This window comes from Methylomagnum ishizawai (assembly GCF_900155475.1).
Taxonomy (GTDB): domain Bacteria; phylum Pseudomonadota; class Gammaproteobacteria; order Methylococcales; family Methylococcaceae; genus Methylomagnum; species Methylomagnum ishizawai_A.
Genome location: NZ_FXAM01000001.1, coordinates 2,531,196 through 2,546,044, shown reverse-complemented (window position 1 = coordinate 2,546,044; position 14,849 = coordinate 2,531,196). Strand labels below are relative to the sequence as shown.

General features: G+C 63.8%; 16 protein-coding genes and 1 pseudogene. 4 read left to right on the top strand and 13 right to left on the bottom strand.

Annotated features, from left to right (window positions below):
• Positions 1-39 precede the first annotated feature (39 nt).
• Positions 40-627, top strand: a complete 588-nt coding sequence (locus B9N93_RS11310; RefSeq protein WP_085213683.1) for a putative metalloprotease CJM1_0395 family protein — start codon at positions 40-42, stop codon at positions 625-627.
• 16 nt (positions 628-643) lie between these two features.
• Here the strand turns inward: B9N93_RS11310 and B9N93_RS11305 are convergent, their stop codons facing one another.
• The 3 genes from B9N93_RS11305 to purM are packed head-to-tail and all read right to left on the bottom strand — an operon-like array spanning position 644 to position 2,860.
• The gene (locus tag B9N93_RS11305) at positions 644-1,039 is read right to left on the bottom strand and encodes a cupin domain-containing protein (RefSeq protein ID WP_085213681.1); all 396 of its coding nucleotides are present in this window, start codon (positions 1,037-1,039) and stop codon (positions 644-646) included.
• A gap of 35 nt (positions 1,040-1,074) precedes the next feature.
• A complete protein-coding gene (locus B9N93_RS11300) occupies positions 1,075-1,797 on the bottom strand; it encodes a glycosyltransferase family 2 protein (protein ID WP_085213679.1) in 723 nt (240 codons plus the stop codon).
• A gap of 10 nt (positions 1,798-1,807) precedes the next feature.
• Complete coding sequence (purM, locus tag B9N93_RS11295) at positions 1,808-2,860, bottom strand: phosphoribosylformylglycinamidine cyclo-ligase (protein ID WP_254899478.1); 1,053 nt, start codon at positions 2,858-2,860, stop codon at positions 1,808-1,810.
• Between the two features lie 148 nt (positions 2,861-3,008).
• Between purM and B9N93_RS11290 the strand changes: the two genes are divergently transcribed.
• From B9N93_RS11290 to B9N93_RS11280, 3 genes are all read left to right on the top strand, one after another.
• The gene (locus tag B9N93_RS11290) at positions 3,009-4,049 is read left to right on the top strand and encodes a DUF2066 domain-containing protein (protein ID WP_176225236.1); all 1,041 of its coding nucleotides are present in this window, start codon (positions 3,009-3,011) and stop codon (positions 4,047-4,049) included.
• Positions 4,046-4,615, top strand: coding sequence for a CDP-alcohol phosphatidyltransferase family protein (locus tag B9N93_RS11285; RefSeq protein WP_085216250.1), 570 nt, complete (start codon positions 4,046-4,048; stop codon positions 4,613-4,615). Before B9N93_RS11290 ends, B9N93_RS11285 begins: the two co-directional genes overlap by 4 nt.
• A 111-nt stretch (positions 4,616-4,726) precedes the next feature.
• Positions 4,727-5,728: a COX15/CtaA family protein gene (locus tag B9N93_RS11280; RefSeq protein WP_085213673.1), complete on the top strand. Its 1,002-nt coding sequence runs from the start codon at positions 4,727-4,729 to the stop codon at positions 5,726-5,728.
• 69 nt (positions 5,729-5,797) lie between these two features.
• Here B9N93_RS11280 and B9N93_RS11275 read toward each other — a convergent pair whose 3' ends face one another.
• From B9N93_RS11275 to mnmA, 10 genes and pseudogenes are all read right to left on the bottom strand, one after another.
• Positions 5,798-6,511: an SPOR domain-containing protein gene (locus B9N93_RS11275; RefSeq protein ID WP_085213671.1), complete on the bottom strand. Its 714-nt coding sequence runs from the start codon at positions 6,509-6,511 to the stop codon at positions 5,798-5,800.
• Complete coding sequence (locus B9N93_RS11270) at positions 6,508-7,254, bottom strand: type III pantothenate kinase (RefSeq protein ID WP_176225235.1); 747 nt, start codon at positions 7,252-7,254, stop codon at positions 6,508-6,510. Before B9N93_RS11270 ends, B9N93_RS11275 begins: the two co-directional genes overlap by 4 nt.
• Positions 7,247-8,233 carry a biotin--[acetyl-CoA-carboxylase] ligase gene (locus B9N93_RS11265; protein WP_085213667.1) on the bottom strand — a complete coding sequence of 329 codons (987 nt, stop codon included), beginning with the start codon at positions 8,231-8,233 and terminating at the stop codon, positions 7,247-7,249. Before B9N93_RS11265 ends, B9N93_RS11270 begins: the two co-directional genes overlap by 8 nt.
• Positions 8,211-8,894 carry a PilZ domain-containing protein gene (locus B9N93_RS11260; protein ID WP_085213666.1) on the bottom strand — a complete coding sequence of 228 codons (684 nt, stop codon included), beginning with the start codon at positions 8,892-8,894 and terminating at the stop codon, positions 8,211-8,213. The genes B9N93_RS11265 and B9N93_RS11260 overlap by 23 nt, the downstream gene beginning before the upstream one ends.
• 18 nt (positions 8,895-8,912) lie before the next feature.
• Positions 8,913-10,214 (bottom strand): replication-associated recombination protein A, encoded by a 1,302-nt coding sequence (locus B9N93_RS11255; RefSeq protein WP_085213664.1) that lies wholly within the window; start codon positions 10,212-10,214, stop codon positions 8,913-8,915.
• Between the two features lie 13 nt (positions 10,215-10,227).
• The gene (gene lolA / locus B9N93_RS11250; RefSeq protein ID WP_085213662.1) at positions 10,228-10,851 is read right to left on the bottom strand and encodes an outer membrane lipoprotein periplasmic chaperone LolA; all 624 of its coding nucleotides are present in this window, start codon (positions 10,849-10,851) and stop codon (positions 10,228-10,230) included.
• A gap of 17 nt (positions 10,852-10,868) precedes the next feature.
• Positions 10,869-12,227 carry an adenylosuccinate lyase gene (purB, locus tag B9N93_RS11245; RefSeq protein ID WP_085216249.1) on the bottom strand — a complete coding sequence of 453 codons (1,359 nt, stop codon included), beginning with the start codon at positions 12,225-12,227 and terminating at the stop codon, positions 10,869-10,871.
• A 127-nt stretch (positions 12,228-12,354) separates the two neighbouring features.
• Positions 12,355-13,251, bottom strand: coding sequence for a glycosyltransferase family 61 protein (locus tag B9N93_RS11240; RefSeq protein ID WP_176225234.1), 897 nt, complete (start codon positions 13,249-13,251; stop codon positions 12,355-12,357).
• 290 nt (positions 13,252-13,541) lie between these two features.
• Positions 13,542-13,755 (bottom strand): annotated as a pseudogene (locus B9N93_RS26010) (DUF29 domain-containing protein).
• Entirely contained in the window at positions 13,752-14,849 is a 1,098-nt protein-coding gene (mnmA, locus tag B9N93_RS11230; protein WP_085216248.1) for a tRNA 2-thiouridine(34) synthase MnmA, read from the bottom strand. The pseudogene B9N93_RS26010 and the gene mnmA overlap by 4 nt, the downstream one beginning before the upstream one ends.

Genomic DNA, 14,849 nt, shown 5'->3' with positions numbered 1-14,849 from the left:
ATAGTTAAGCGATAGCCCGGTTTCCACGGAATCCCGCCCATGTTCGCCGCCATCAGCAGCAGCGCCAACGTCCATACCGCCATCCGGCTCCCCGATTGGAGCGGGGTCCGGGGCGGCGATGCCAAGAAGGACGACACCACGGCGACCCCCTCTTCCACCACGGCGGCGGGCGGCTCCACCCAAAACCTCAGCGAAGACCAACTCAAACAACTCGAATCGCTCAGGAAGCGCGACCGCGAAGTCCGGGCGCACGAAGCCGCCCATCAGGCGGCGGCGGGCGGATTGGCGCGGGGCGGGGCCAGCTTCAGTTACCAGCGGGGACCGGACGGCCAACAATACGCCATCGGCGGCGAGGTCAATATCGACACCTCGCCCGTGTCCGGCAATCCCGCCGCCACCCTCGCCAAGGCCGCGACCATCGCCAGGGCCGCGCTCGCCCCCGCCGAACCCTCGGGACAGGATCGGCAAGTGGCGGCGCGGGCGGGGCAGATGGCGGCCCAGGCGTTGGCGGAATTGACCCTCCAGCACGCCAATCCAAGCGATAGCGGCAAGGAAAAAACCGGCCTGTTCAAAACGGTCGAAGCGGCGGACCGGGACCGCCCGACCGCCATCGACCTCTACGCTTGACCCCGGCGGGGTCGGGTTATTTCACCGCGGCCAATTCCACGATCAACAACTCGACCTCACCCTGGCCGATGTTCTCGGCGGTGGTCCACTGGCCGGATTCCCAGAACACCTCGCCCGGCCCGTATTCATGGACTTGGCCACCCTCCTCGACCTTCACCCGGCCCCTCAGCACATAGCGCGGCCCCGGTCCTTCGTGGGTGTGCAAGGGTGTCTTGTAGCCCTGCGGCAAGACCACCCGGACCACCCGCGTGGTGAGCTTGTTGCCGGGCAATTCGACCGGCTTTTCCAACAGCACCTGGAGGGGCGGCAGCTTGACCTCGTCGGGCTTGGGTTCCTCGGCCTGCACGGGGCCGCCCGATACGGCCAGCGCGGCGATCCATACGCCGAACCGCCGGGCACAGGAAACCCACATGGATGGCCCTGGTGGATGGGGGGTTGAACGGTTCATCAGGCCACCTCGGTCACTTCCGGCACCTGGGCGCGGCGCTGCAACCACATCACCCCGAGCAAATCCCAGAGGCCCACCCACAGCCGGTGCCAAGTGCCATATTTGGACTGTCCACGCAGCCTGGGGCGATGATCGACCTCGACCGAGACCACCTTGCCGCCCGCCCGCTGGGCCAGGGCCGGCAGGAAGCGGTGCATATGGTCGAAATACGGCAGGGCCAGGAACAACTCCCGCGAAAACACCTTGAGTCCGCAGCCGGTGTCGGGGGTGTTGTCCTGGAGCAGGGAGCCGCGCACGCCATTGGCGATCTTGGAGGAGAGCCTGCGCCATTCGGTGTCCTGGCGCTTTTTACGGTAGCCCGCGACCATCGCGCCCGCCGGGCCGCCGTCGAGTTCGCGCCAGGCGGCGAGCAGGCGGGGAATATCCGCCGGGTTGTTCTGGCCGTCGCCGTCCAGGGTGGCGACAACCCGGCCCTTCGCGGCGCGGATGCCGGTGCGGAGCGCGGTGCTTTGTCCGCAGCAGCGCCGATGGCTCAGCACCCGGAGGCGCGGGAATTCGGCCTGCAACGCCACCAGCTTCGCCAAGGTATCGTCGCCGCTGCCATCGTCCACATAGACGATTTCATAGGCCAGGGCAGCATCCAGCGCGGCATCGATTTCCTCGATGAGCGGGCGGACGTTGTCGGTTTCGTTATGTACGGGGACCACGACGCTCAGTTCCATGCCTACCCCCTCAGCCCGCATCGGCGTAGCGCACGGCGGGACCGCCCTCGGCGGCGACAATCGCGCCGATGACGCAGGCGGTTTCGCCCACGGCCCGCAAGGTGTCCAGCGCGGTGGCCGCGTCCTCCGGGGCCACGCAGACAATCATGCCGATGCCGCAATTGAAGGTGCGGAGCATCTCGGCCTCGGCGATCTTGCCCACCTCGGCCAACCAGCCGAACACGGCGGGCCGCGCCCAGGCCGCCGCATCGACCACCGCCGCCGTACCCGCGGGCAAGACCCTTGGCAGGTTTTCGGTGATGCCGCCGCCGGTGATATGGGCGAAGGCGTGGACCTCGATGGTTTTCAGGAGATTCAACAGGGGTTTGACATAGATGCGGGTCGGTTCCAGCAGCCAATCGCCCAGGGCTTGGCCGTCCAGGGTTTCGGCGAGGTTCCAGCCCTGGCGGTCCAGCACCTTGCGGATCAGGGAATAGCCGTTGGAATGCGGCCCGGACGAGGCCAGCCCGATCAGCGTGTCGCCAGGGCGGACCCGGCCACCGTCGAGGATGGCGTCCTTCTCGACCACGCCCACGCAGAACCCGGCCAGATCGTAATCCCCGGCGCTGTACATGCCGGGCATCTCGGCGGTTTCGCCGCCGACCAGGGCGCAACCGGCCAGTTCGCAGCCCCGGCCTATCCCGGCGATCACCGCCGCCGCGACTTCGACATCCAAAGCGCCGGTGGCGTAATAATCCAGGAAGAACAAAGGCTCCGCGCCCTGCACCACGATATCGTTGACGCACATCGCCACCAGATCGACGCCCACGCCGGAATGCCTGCCGGTCTCGATGGCGAGCCGGAGCTTGGTGCCCACGCCATCGGTGCCGGCCACCAGCACCGGACGCCGGTAACGCTCCACCGGCAACTCGAACAGGGAGCCGAAACCGCCCAGGCCGGCCAAGACCCCCGGAATGCGGGTCTTGGCGGCCACGGGCTTGATTTTTTCCACCAGCGCGTTGCCCGCCGCGATATCGACGCCGGCGCTTTTGTAGTCTAAGGATTCGGTGTGGGTGTTGCTCAAGCGGACTCTCCAGGAAAGCTCATAGGGGAAAACGATGCGGGACACGGCAGGAACGGCGACCATGGAACCGGCTCCGAACCCAGGATTCCGCGCCTTGGGGACTGTGCTATTTTACAACGCCCCGCCCCAACCTGCCGGAGGAAACTTGATGCGTCCGTTCCTGGCCTGCCTGGCCCTGGCCGCGTGGTTCGGCCCGACCGCGCCCGCCGCCGAAATCGAGGGGCTGTACCGGAGCGAAACCGCCGTGCGGAGCCGCGCCGAAGCGGCCCGCGCCGAGGATATCCGCGCCGCGCTGGGCCGGGTGTTGAAACGCCTGGTCCGCCCGAACGACCTCGATTCCGCCACGGTGCGCGGCCTGCTCACCAAACCCCAGGAGTATGTCGAGGAGTTCGATTACACCTTGCGGGGCGAAGGGCCGCTGGCGACGCCGATCCTCCGGGTCGATTTCGATCCGGCCCGGCTCGATGGGGAGTTGCGCCGCCACGGCATCCCGGTCTGGGGCGCGGAACGGCCGGAACTCTTGGTCTGGCTGGCGGTGCGCGACAAACAAGGCGTTTGGTCCAGCGCCGCCGAAATCCTGCCCCAAGCCGACCGCCTCCTGGGCGGGTTCGCGGCGGAGCGCGGCCTGCCGCTCTCCCTGCCGCTGTGGGATTTGCCGGACCGGCAAGCCCTCGATTGGAACGATATCAATACCGGCAACGCCGAGCGCATCCGCCTCGCCGCCCAGCGCTATGAAACCGACACCGTCCTCACCGGCAGGCTCAGCCCGGTGGCGGACGATACCTGGGAAGCGGAATGGCGGCTCTATTCCGCCCGCGCCCCGGAACGCTGGCAAAGCAAGACCGCCACGCTGGCGGACACCCTGGCGGCGGGCATCGAAACCACCTATGCCCGGCTTTTGACCCAGAGCGTCCCCCGTGACACCACCCCGGCCAGCGTGGAACTGCATATCACCGGACTCGAATCCCTGGACGACGCCAACCAAATCGCCGCCTACCTGGAAAAACTCTCACCGGTCAACCGCCTGGAATGGCTGGCGGTGGGCACCGGCGAGGCCGCGTTCAAGCTAGTGGTGCGCGGCGGGCGCGAAGCCCTGCGGCAAACCCTCAACCTCAGCCACCGGCTCAAACCCCAGGACGGAGAAACCACCGGGGGCGCGGGGCCGCTCATCTATCGGTGGACGCCATGAACCCGAAGCATCTCCCCAATCTCATCAGCGTGGCCCGCATCCTCCTGGTCTATCCGGTCGTCAGCCTGCTGTTGCAACAGCGCTTCGGAGCGGCACTGGCCTTGTTCGTGGTGGCGGGACTGTCGGATGGCGTGGACGGCTTCCTCGCCAAGCATTACCACTGGCAATCGCGCTTGGGTTCCTATCTGGACCCCCTGGCCGACAAGCTGCTGTTGATTTCCTCCTATGTCGCCCTGGGCTGGCTGGGCCTGATGCCGGTGTGGCTGGTGGGTTTGGTGGTACTGCGCGATTTGGTGATTTTCGGCGGGGCGGTGGCCTATTACTTCATGCTGCGGCCCTTCGAGGGCCAGCCCACTCTGCTCAGCAAGCTCAACACCGTGCTGCAATTGGTCTTGGTGTTCGCTGTGATCGTGCGGCAGGGCATCGCGCCGTTCCCGGCGGCGGTGGCGGAGGCGCTGCTGTGGCTGACCGCGTTCACCACGCTGGCAAGCGGGGCGCATTACGTCCAGGTCTGGGGTAGCAGCTATTGGCGGGAAAAACAGCGGCAAGGGCCGGATGCGGCGTGAACAGGGCTTGGGACGCCGCGGACCCCGCCGGAACCGGCTGAATTCCGCCCGCACGGTGCCGGTGCTATCATCCGGCCTTCCCTATTCCTTCAAGTACTTACCGAATCCGCCATGACCGATTCCGATATTTCCACGCGCTTCCGCCGCATCGGCCTCATCACCCTCGCCGCCGTGTATTTCCTGATCCTGGTCGGCGGCATCGTCCGGGCTTCGGGGGCCGGGATGGGCTGCCCCGACTGGCCCACCTGCTTCGGCAGGCTGGTCCCGCCCACCGAGGAATCCCAATTGCCGCCCGATTACCACCAGAAATACATCGGCTACGGCGACACCCAGTTCAATCCGGTCAAGACCTGGACCGAGTACCTCAACCGCTTGGTGGGCGTGAGCATCGGTATCCTGGTGTTCATGACCTTGTGGCGTTCCCTGCCCTACCGCAAACTGGACCCGCCGGTGTTCCAACTGGCGCTGGCGGTGTTCCTATTGGTGGGATTCCAGGGCTGGCTGGGATCGCGGGTGGTCGCCAGCGATTTGCGGCCCGTGATGATCACCGCGCATATGGTGACGGCTTTCTTGATCGTAATGCTGTTGGTATATACGGTCTGCCGTTCCCAGCAGCAGGTATTGCGGCGTCTCGATACCACCGCGCTGCCGTCCAAGGTCCGCACCGTGCTGCTGGTCGCCCTGGGCCTGAGCCTGCTGCAAATCGCCATGGGCACCCAAATCCGCGAGGCCATCGACGGCATCACCAATGCCAACGAAGTATTGGAGCGCAATGTCTGGCGCGAGCATTTCCCCATCATCTTCTATGTCCACCGTTCGTTCTCGTCGGTGATCCTGTTCACCAACCTGTGGCTGGTGTGGAACTTCACCCGCCATCTGAACGCCGGGCATTTATTGCGGCGCTTCGCCTACACGCTGGGCGGCTTGGTCGTGGTCGCCATCCTGACCGGCGTGAGCCTGGACCGGCTGGGCTTCCCGGCCTTGGTGCAGCCGGTGCATTTGTTGCTGGCGAATTTGATCTTCGGCTGCCAGTTCTTCCTGTTCACGGCCTTGCGCTATGGTGATAGCGCCGCGCCGCTGGCCGACCCGGCCACGGCCAAAGCGCCGGGCTGAGCGATCCTGGATATGGAAAAGCCCGCCCGGACTGGACGAGTCCGGCGGGCTTTTTGTATCGGGGATCGTTCAAGGACAAGCAATCGGTGCCGGAATCTTCGACTCCGGGTCTTGGGTGTTGAGCAACTGCACGATCTCCTCTAATTCGATCCTGGGCCGGTGCCAGGGAATCCGCAGCCAATAAACCTCCCCCTGCACCAAGCGCGGCGCGACCTCGGTCACGATATTCTTGTCGGTGAACTGCTTCTGGGCGGCCTCGGCCTCGGCCCGGCCCGGATACAACCCCAGCGAAATCGCCCATTGCAGCGAGCCTTTCTCGAACACCCACATATCCGCCACCCCCTTCCCGGCCAACATGCGGCGGTTCTCGCGGGCGGCTTCGAGGCTCGGGGCTTTGGGGAACAAAATCCACCAACCGGCGGGCACCTCGCCCGGCTTGGCCACCACCTCGACCTCGCCGGTATGGCTTTTGATCAGCCCGCGTAGTTCGTCGGCCCGCGCCTGGTTGGAAGGACCGATCAGGAAACAATCGCTCGGCGGCGGCGGTTTCACTTCCGGGGTGGGCGTATCGTCGGTCTGTTCGTCCTCGACCGATTTCAGTTCGGCATCGCCCGGCTCCAATTCCGCCGCTTCCGAATCCGCCGCCTCGCTGCTCAGGAGTATCCGCTCCAATTCGCTCGGGATCGCCAGTTCCTGGGGTCCGCCCCCCTCGCCCCGGAAGCCGGTCTCCCACAGGAAAAACACCACATTGACGAGGATCAGCAGGTAAACGGAATACTTCATGTCGATTCGGTAGTCGCGATGATGAACAAGCCCCGCAACACCATATCGGGGGCGAACCGGCAAGGCGGGGACAGGGCGGAAGCCAGCGCCGCCGCGTCGCCGCCGGTCAGCACCAGGGTGGGCAGGCGGTCGAAGGCGAGTCCGGCCAGGGTTTTTTCCACCAACCCGGCGCAGGCGGCCATGATGCCGCCCGCCACCCCGGAAGCGGTATCCCGTCCCAGAATATCCTGGGCCGGTTCGCCACCGGGCCGGACGCCCTGGGTTTCCTGGAACAAGGCCCGCCGCATCAGGGCCGGGCCGGGCGCGATCAATCCGCCCAGATGCCGCCCCGCCGCGTCCAGCACATCCAGGGTCAGGGCCGTACCGCAATCGACCAGGCAAGCGGGCAAGGGATAATCCCGGCGCAGGGCGACCAAACCGACCCAGCGGTCCACGCCCAGGCGCTCCGGTTCGAGATAGCCATTGATCACGCCATAGCCCACGGCCTGGGAGCGCACGCAATGCACGGGCAGCCGCCACCGCCGGGCGACCCAGGCGGAAAGCTGTCCGGCGGTTCCGGCACCCGCCACGTTCGAGACATAGACGGCATCCGGCGCTTCCAGCCCGGCCCAATTCCGGTCCAGGTGATCGGCCAAACCGGCGACGGACGAAGGAAAAGCCGGGCCGACCCGCAGTTCCCCCGCGTTCGACACCGCGGCCCACTTCAGCCGGGAATTGCCGATGTCCACCAACAGGCTAGCCATGGTCCAAGGCCCGCAAGCGCACATCCCCGGACGCGAATTCGCGCAAGCGCCCGTCCGCGCAGCGCAGGATCAACAGCCCCGCCGCCGAAATATCCTCGATCCGGCCCAGGGTCCGGGTTTCGCCCTGGTGGATCACGGCTTCGCGGCCTTGCCAGCGGTGATGGCCGCGCCATTCCGGCAGATAGGGCGCCAAACCCACCGCCGCGTAACGGTCGAGCAAGGGCAGCAATTCGTCGAGCAGGGCCGCGACCAAGCGGTTGCGCGGCGGCGGTCCCCCGTTCATGGATAGATCGGCCCAGGGCTGGTCGATGGCGCGGCCCAGACGCGGCGGCAAATAGCGGTTCAAGCCCAGGCCGACCACCACGGCGCAACGGCCATGGGCTTCCCCGGCCACCTCGATCAGGAGGCCGCCCAGCTTGCGCTCGCCCAGCAGCAGATCGTTCGGCCACTTCAGCCCGATATCCGCCACGCCCAACCCGGCCAAGGCCCGCACCACGCCAACCCCGACCGCGAGGCTCAGCCCGGCGATGCGCGAGGTGTCCTCGTAGCGCCACAGCAGCGAAAGATAGATATTGGACCCGAACGGCGACACCCATTCCCGCCCGATCCGACCCCGGCCCGCCGTTTGGGTTTCGGCCAGGCACACCGTACCCGCCGCCGCGCCTTCGGCGGCGAGCCGCATCAGCTGGGTATTGGTGGAATCGAGTTGGTCGTGGATCAGGAGGGCGGTCAGCGAGGCCGCGGCCTCCGGTCCCAAGTGCTGGCGGATCACGGCGCTGTCGAGCAATTCCAGCGGGGACAGCACCCGGTAGCCCTTGCCCGGCAGGGCGGCGATCTCCAGCCCCAGGTTTTCCAGTTCCCGCACCCATTTCCATACCGAAGTGCGGCTCACGCCCAACTCGGCGGCGATGGCGGCCCCGGAATGGAAACGGCGGTCGGCCAACAGGCGCAGCAGCCTATTCCGGATCGTATCCACCATCGCTCCCCCGCCCTGGGGGCTGGCCGTTCTGCTTCTGGCCGCGCAGGATTTGCGATTGCCGCCGCACCACATGGCGGATCAGCATTTCCCGGTCGCGGTCGCTCAACCCGATGAAATCCACCCCGACCCGGTAGGGCTGCCCCGCCAGGGTCACATTGCGGCGGCAATAGATCACCCGGCCATAGGCGATCACGCCGACCATATTGGGCAACAGCACCATCTTGATTTCCAACACCCGGCCCGGATCGTAGGTCTGGTCGATGGAGAACGACAGGCCCGAGGCGCTGAGGTTGATTTCCTGGGGCAGGCATTCCGCCAGATCGGGCTCCCGCGACATGAACACCCGCGTGACCAGATCGACCTTGCGCTCGATGATCCGCAAGGCTTCGGCGATATCGGGCGCGTCGCGCTCGATCTTGCGCAATAGGAAGCGCGATTCCTGCGACAGCAATTCCAAGCTGGACGCCAGCGCGAACGGATTGCAGGGCAATTCCGTGATTTCCTGGAACCCGGCCAGGTCGGGAATCTCCCTGGGGGAGATTTCCTTGAAGGACAGGATGACCTGTTCCTCGATGCGGAAATAGCGGCGGCGTTCCCGTTCGGTCCCGCCCTGGGTGTTGGGGAAATCCGCTTCCGGGTCCAATGCTTCTTCGGTATCCATAGCGCTCGTCCGGTGGGTTTATCGGGCTTGGTCCAAGGCTTTCAACCGCGCCAGTTTTTCGGCGATCTTGATTTCCAGGCCGCGTGGCGCGGGCCGGTAATAAGCACGGGGTTCCAGTCCCTCTGGGAAATAATTCTCCCCGGCGGCATAGGCCTCCGGCTCGTCGTGGGCATAGCGGTAGTGCTTGCCGTAACCGAGTTGTTGCATCAGGCTGGTAGGAGCGTTGCGCAGATGCGCCGGGACTTCGAGGCTCCCGGTCGCCGCCGCCTCGGCCCGCGCCGCCTTGTAGGCGGTGTATACGGCATTGCTCTTGGGGGCGCAAGCCAGATAAAGCACGGCTTGGGCCAAGGCCAGTTCGCCTTCGGGACTGCCCAGGCGCTCCTGCGCGTCCCAGGCGTTGAGCGCCAGTTGCAGGCCGCGCGGGTCGGCGTTGCCGATATCCTCGCTGGCAATACGGACGATACGCCGGGCCAGATAAAGGGGATCGCAGCCGCCGTCCAGCATCCGGCACAGCCAATACAAGGCCGCGTCCGGGGCGCTACCGCGCACCGCCTTGTGCAGGGCGGAAATCTGGTTGTGGAATTCCTCCCCATGCTTGTCGAAACGGCGGGCCGAACCCCCGGCCAGGACCGCGCGGGCCAGTTCCGGGGTGATTTCGCGCTGGCCCGGCTCGACCAGGTCGAGGGTGATTTCCAGGAGGTTCAGCAACTTGCGGGCGTCGCCGTCCGCCGCCTGGGCGTACCAGCCGCGCACTTCTTCCGGCATGTCCAAATCCCTGTCGCCATAGCCGCGCTCGGGGTCGGTCAAGGCCCGGTCCAGGGCCAGTTGCAAATCCTCCCCGGTCAGGCCGCGCAACACATAGACCCGCGCCCGCGATAACAAGGCGTTGTTCAACTCGAAGGAAGGATTCTCGGTGGTGGCCCCGATGAAATACACGGTGCCATCCTCGACATGCGGCAGGAAAGCATCCTGCTGGGATTTGTTGAAGCGGTGGACCTCGTCCACGAACAGGAGGGTCCGGCGGTTGTGGGCGGCCAAGAGGTGCCGGGCCGCCGCCACCGCTTCGCGGATTTCCTTGACCCCGGACAGCACCGCCGAGATCGGCAGGAACTCGGCATCGGCGTGATGGGCGACCAGCCGGGCCAGGGTGGTCTTGCCGGTGCCGGGCGGTCCCCACAAGATCATGGAATGCAGCCGACCGGCCTTGATCGCCGCGTACAAGGGCTTCCCCGGCGCGAGGATATGGCGCTGGCCGATGTATTCGTCCAGATTCCGGGGCCGCATCCGGTCGGCCAGGGGTTTCAGCGCATCGGCGTTCATCGTCCCACCCGCCCTATTTCTCCTCGAACACATCCACCCCAGCGGGCGGCTTGAACTCGAACAAAGCCGGGTCCAGCTTGAGTCCGGTTTTCACCTTGTCGAAATAAATCCGGGTCAACTGGCCGAAATTGTCGCTGAGTTCCATCCCGGCCAACTTATCGCCCTCCAAGCCCAGCAGCACATATTTGAAGCCGCTGTCCTCGGCCTTGGGCACCAGCTTGATCCAATACAAACCCTCGTCCAGCGCCTGCTTCTCGATGCTGAAATTGGTTTCCAAAGGCACCTCGCCGCTCAACAGCAAAGCCGGGGTGGAACCGATGGCAGCGTTCAGGCGCTTGGCGGTGACTTGTTCCAGGTCCACATCGTAGAACCAGACCTTGCCACCGCTGGACACGATTTCCTGATGATAGGGCTTTTGGTAATCCCAGCGGAATTTGCCCGGCCTTTCCAGATAGAACACCCCGTTGCTGCGCCTATCGGTGCCGCCCTTCTCATCGACCAGCACCTGGCTGAATTCGGCCTGCAAGGTATGGGCATGGGCCAGGAAATGACGCAGATGCTGGACCGGCTCGTCCCCGGCCCGGACCGACGCGGACGCCGCCACCAAAAGCAGCGCTGGCAAAACTTGTTTGAACATGGAACCTCGGCGGTGGGTTAAATCTGTCGCGCCAGCGTTGCCGCATAGCCGGTATAGCTGGCGGGCGTCAACGCCAACAAGCGCTGTTTGGCGTCGTCGGGCAGTTCCAAGCCCGCGACGAAAGCCGCCAGCGCCTCGGCATCCATGCGCCGCCCGCGGGTGAGTTCCTTCAGTTTCTCGTAGGGCTTCTCGATGCCATAACGGCGCATCACGGTCTGGATCGGCTCGGCCAGCACTTCCGGGTTGGCGGCCAGGTCGGCCTCCAGCACGGCGGGCGCGATTTCCAGCTTGGACAAGCCTTTCAGCGTGGCCTGGGCGGCCACCAGCGTGTAGGCGATGCCCAGCCCGATATTGCGCAGCACGGTGGAATCGGTCAGGTCGCGCTGCCAGCGCGAAATCGGCAGTTTCTCGGCCAGATGGGCCAGGACCGCGTTGGCCATGCCGAGATTGCCTTCGGAATTCTCGAAATCTATCGGGTTGACCTTATGCGGCATAGTGGAGGAACCCACTTCCCCGGCGATGGTTTTCTGGCGGAAATACCCCAGCGAGATATACCCCCAAACATCGCGGTCGAAATCGACCAAAATGGTATTGAAGCGGGCCAGGGCATGGAAAAATTCCGCTAGATAATCATGCGGTTCGATCTGGGTGGTATAAGGGTTGAAAACCAGCCCCAAGGATTCCACGAAGTTGCGGGCCAAACCCGGCCAATCCACTTCGGGATAGGCCACGGCATGGGCGTTGTAATTGCCCACCGCGCCGTTGATCTTGCCCAGCAATTCCACCGCCGCGATGGCCTTGAGTTGGCGTTCTAAACGCACCGCGACATTGGCGAATTCCTTGCCCATGGTGGTCGGTGTGGCTGGTTGGCCGTGGGTACGGGACAGCATGGGCTGGGCGGCATAAGCCCCGGCCTGGGTTTTGATTTCGGCGACCAGTTCGCGCAGTTTCGGCACCAGCACGCTATCCCGCGCTTCCCGCAGCATCGAGGCATAGGCCAGATTATTAATATCCTCGGAAGTACAGGCGAAATGGATGAATTCGCCGACCCGGACCAATTCCTCGCTGGCGGCGATTTTCTCCTTGAGGAAATATTCGACCGCCTTCACGTCGTGGTTGGTGACGCGCTCGATTTGTTTGACCCGCTCGGCATCCTCCACCGAAAAATCCACCAGGATACTTTCCAATACGGCCTGGGCCGCTTCGCTCAAGGGCGGCACTTCGGCGATGGCGGATTCCTGGGCCAAGGCTTGGAGCCAACGGATTTCCACCAAGACCCGATAACGGATCAAACCGTATTCGCTGAGGATGGATCGTAAGGCATCGGCCTTATCGGCATAACGGCCATCGATGGGGGACAGATTGGTTAAAGTCATGAGGGTAGCTTCTATCGACAATAGTTCATCCAAAATGGGCATCGCATCGATATATCAGGCTGGCGATTCCCGCCTTACAGCGTTCATTGAAATTCCACATCGGCAGCGTCGGCACGGGTTATAATACTCAAGACAGCATCGCGATAAACCGATGCGCATCTGCAATATCCACGCGCCAACTGGATTTAAGATAAGCCTCCTTGGGATCGATGGGCATCCCTATCAAATAATACAAATCATGCTGCGCGTGTAGCGCGATTTGCCCCTGAAGAAAGCTAAGATTGGCGCTGGACTGTAATACACCGACGCGGGTGCCCGGACGGCAAAACACGGTGTTATGCATTCCCGAGCCACATTCCCCCGCCACCACCGCCGCCCGCGCCAGTTTTTTGATTTGTTCGACAAAAGGCCAAAGTTCCGGCCTGAAAATCTCGAACCCATGGTCCGCAAACACCGCTTCAACCGCATCCCGGTTGGCGAGTTGCCGATTGCCCCCTTCCGCCCGCGCAATAAACAACTTATCGGTCGCCGGGCTACCCAGTTCGGACGCGGCGTGTTTTTCCCGCAAGAAGATATGGACGTCCATGAACTCCTCGTGGAGTTCGCTGCTAATCCTGGCGAAAGTGGGGACGACCAAGCGCTCGGCTTCGAGCCGATATTGCCGTGCATCCCAAAACAAGAACTTATCTTCGGCGACACCCACGGCTTTCAGAATATCGTTTTGCCATGGTTTTCGCGTTTCGCCCATCACATAATGATCGATAACCAGGCCATGGCCCAAGGTTTTATACAGCCTCGGCAGGACATCGACGATCCAATGCCCGTAGATACGCGCCCCCGGCAAGCCGAGATTGCAAACGGTCCCGGCCAGATAAATAGCTTCTTCCGGCTTATCGACCCGATAAGTTCCCGGCATAGCAGGGTCTTTGGCGGCTAACGAGGCCAGGGGCGCTTGGGGGAAACTTTTAGGATTCAACATCAAACCACGGCCCAACAATATCCTATTGTCGCCGGTCAAGGTCAATCCCTTGGCGATTATCGTGGCGTCGCACAGGCCCACGAAACCCGACCAAGGCGTGGCGGGCGGCGGCGCGGATAACTTATCGATCACCGATCCCGCTTGTTTCGCCCCTGGCCCGCAGATACCCAGAGGCTGCTTCCTCGGATAAACCCGTCCCGGCGCAGCTTGATAGCGAATTGGCTGGGATTGAAAGGCCAGATTTGAGCCTTCACCTAGGTTTTTAGGCAGGGTATCTATATCCAAGGGAAAAACTTGGCTGGAACCCATATTTCCACCACAGCAATCAAAATCGGCTATTCAGCAGGCCCGCCACTACGCCCACGATGGGTCGGCTGATATTCCCATTTGAGCAAATGGGCCAATAATACGGCCAACCGACTGATCAACGGTTTCGATTTCCCCGATCAAATGTTCGATGTCGAGTTTGGCCCACCAGCCCGCTTTCAACAAAGCGGCCTGTTGTTGAGTCCAGGCATAGAAATCGCCATCATGCCAATTGGCGCTCATGGTTGCTCCGTGTTGAAAGCCCGCTCTATCACCCCGCCACCCAAGCATTCCTCCCCACGATAAAACACCACCGACTGCCCCGGCGTCACCGCCCGCTGCGGTGCGTCGAACACCACCCGGCAGCGGCCACCGTCCACAGGTTCGATCCGGCACGGCTGGTCGGGCTGGCGATAGCGGGTCTTGGCGGCGCAGCGCACAGGTTCCCGCAAGGGCTGGTTATCGCACCAATCCAAGGTGCCCGCTTCCAGGGTATCGGTGAACAGCCAAGGATGGTCGTGGCCCTGCCCGACCACCAGCACATTGCGCTCCAAATCCTTGCGCAGCACGTACCAAGCCTCCGGGTCCGCGCCCTTGATACCGCCCACGCCGAAACCCCGGCGCTGGCCCAGGGTGTAATACATCAAGCCCTCGTGGCGACCGACCGCCACGCCGTCCGGGGTTTCGATAGCGCCGGGCTGGGCGGGCAAATAGCGTTGCAGGAAATCCTTGAAGCGCCGTTCGCCGATGAAGCAAATGCCGGTGCTGTCCTTCTTGCGGGCGTTGTCGAAGCCCAGGCGGGCGGCGATGCGGCGCACTTCGGGCTTGTCGAGGTGGCCGATGGGAAACAGGGTGCGGGAGAGTTGCGGCTGGCCCAGGGTATAGATGAAATAGCTCTGGTCCTTGTTGCCATCCCAGCCCTTGAGCAGATGGAACCGCCCATCGCGCTGTTCGACGCGGGCGTAATGGCCGGTGGCGATGAGGTCGGCCCCCAAGTCCTGGGCATAGTCGAGGAAGGCTTTGAACTTGATTTCCTTGTTGCAGAGGATATCCGGGTTGGGTGTGCGCCCGGCCCCGTATTCGTGCAGGAAAATCTCGAACACTTGGTCCCAGTATTCGGCGGCGAAATTCACGGTCTTGAGCGGAATCCCGAGTTTATCGCACACGCCCTGGGCATCGGCCAAATCCTCAAGGGCGGTGCAATATTCGGTGCCGTCGTCTTCCTCCCAGTTCTTCATGAACAGGCCCACGACCTCGTAGCCCTGTTCCAGCAGGACCTGGGCGGTCACGGAAGAATCCACCCCGCCCGACATGCCCACCACGACCTTGTGCGCCAT

Bases quoted from the DNA above. Each gene is read 5' to 3' on its own strand.
- B9N93_RS11310 (WP_085213683.1), top strand. From the start codon at position 40: ATGTTCGCCGCCATCAGCAGCAGCGCCAACGTCCATACCGCCATCCGG.
- B9N93_RS11305 (WP_085213681.1), bottom strand. From the start codon at position 1,039: ATGTGGGTTTCCTGTGCCCGGCGGTTCGGCGTATGGATCGCCGCGCTG.
- B9N93_RS11300 (WP_085213679.1), bottom strand. From the start codon at position 1,797: ATGGAACTGAGCGTCGTGGTCCCCGTACATAACGAAACCGACAACGTC.
- B9N93_RS11290 (WP_176225236.1), top strand. From the start codon at position 3,009: ATGCGTCCGTTCCTGGCCTGCCTGGCCCTGGCCGCGTGGTTCGGCCCG.
- B9N93_RS11285 (WP_085216250.1), top strand. From the start codon at position 4,046: ATGAACCCGAAGCATCTCCCCAATCTCATCAGCGTGGCCCGCATCCTC.
- B9N93_RS11280 (WP_085213673.1), top strand. From the start codon at position 4,727: ATGACCGATTCCGATATTTCCACGCGCTTCCGCCGCATCGGCCTCATC.
- B9N93_RS11275 (WP_085213671.1), bottom strand. From the start codon at position 6,511: ATGAAGTATTCCGTTTACCTGCTGATCCTCGTCAATGTGGTGTTTTTC.
- B9N93_RS11270 (WP_176225235.1), bottom strand. From the start codon at position 7,254: ATGGCTAGCCTGTTGGTGGACATCGGCAATTCCCGGCTGAAGTGGGCC.
- B9N93_RS11265 (WP_085213667.1), bottom strand. From the start codon at position 8,233: ATGGTGGATACGATCCGGAATAGGCTGCTGCGCCTGTTGGCCGACCGC.
- B9N93_RS11260 (WP_085213666.1), bottom strand. From the start codon at position 8,894: ATGGATACCGAAGAAGCATTGGACCCGGAAGCGGATTTCCCCAACACC.
- B9N93_RS11255 (WP_085213664.1), bottom strand. From the start codon at position 10,214: ATGAACGCCGATGCGCTGAAACCCCTGGCCGACCGGATGCGGCCCCGG.
- lolA (WP_085213662.1), bottom strand. From the start codon at position 10,851: ATGTTCAAACAAGTTTTGCCAGCGCTGCTTTTGGTGGCGGCGTCCGCG.
- purB (WP_085216249.1), bottom strand. From the start codon at position 12,227: ATGACTTTAACCAATCTGTCCCCCATCGATGGCCGTTATGCCGATAAG.
- mnmA (WP_085216248.1), bottom strand. From the start codon at position 14,849: ATGGCGCACAAGGTCGTGGTGGGCATGTCGGGCGGGGTGGATTCTTCC.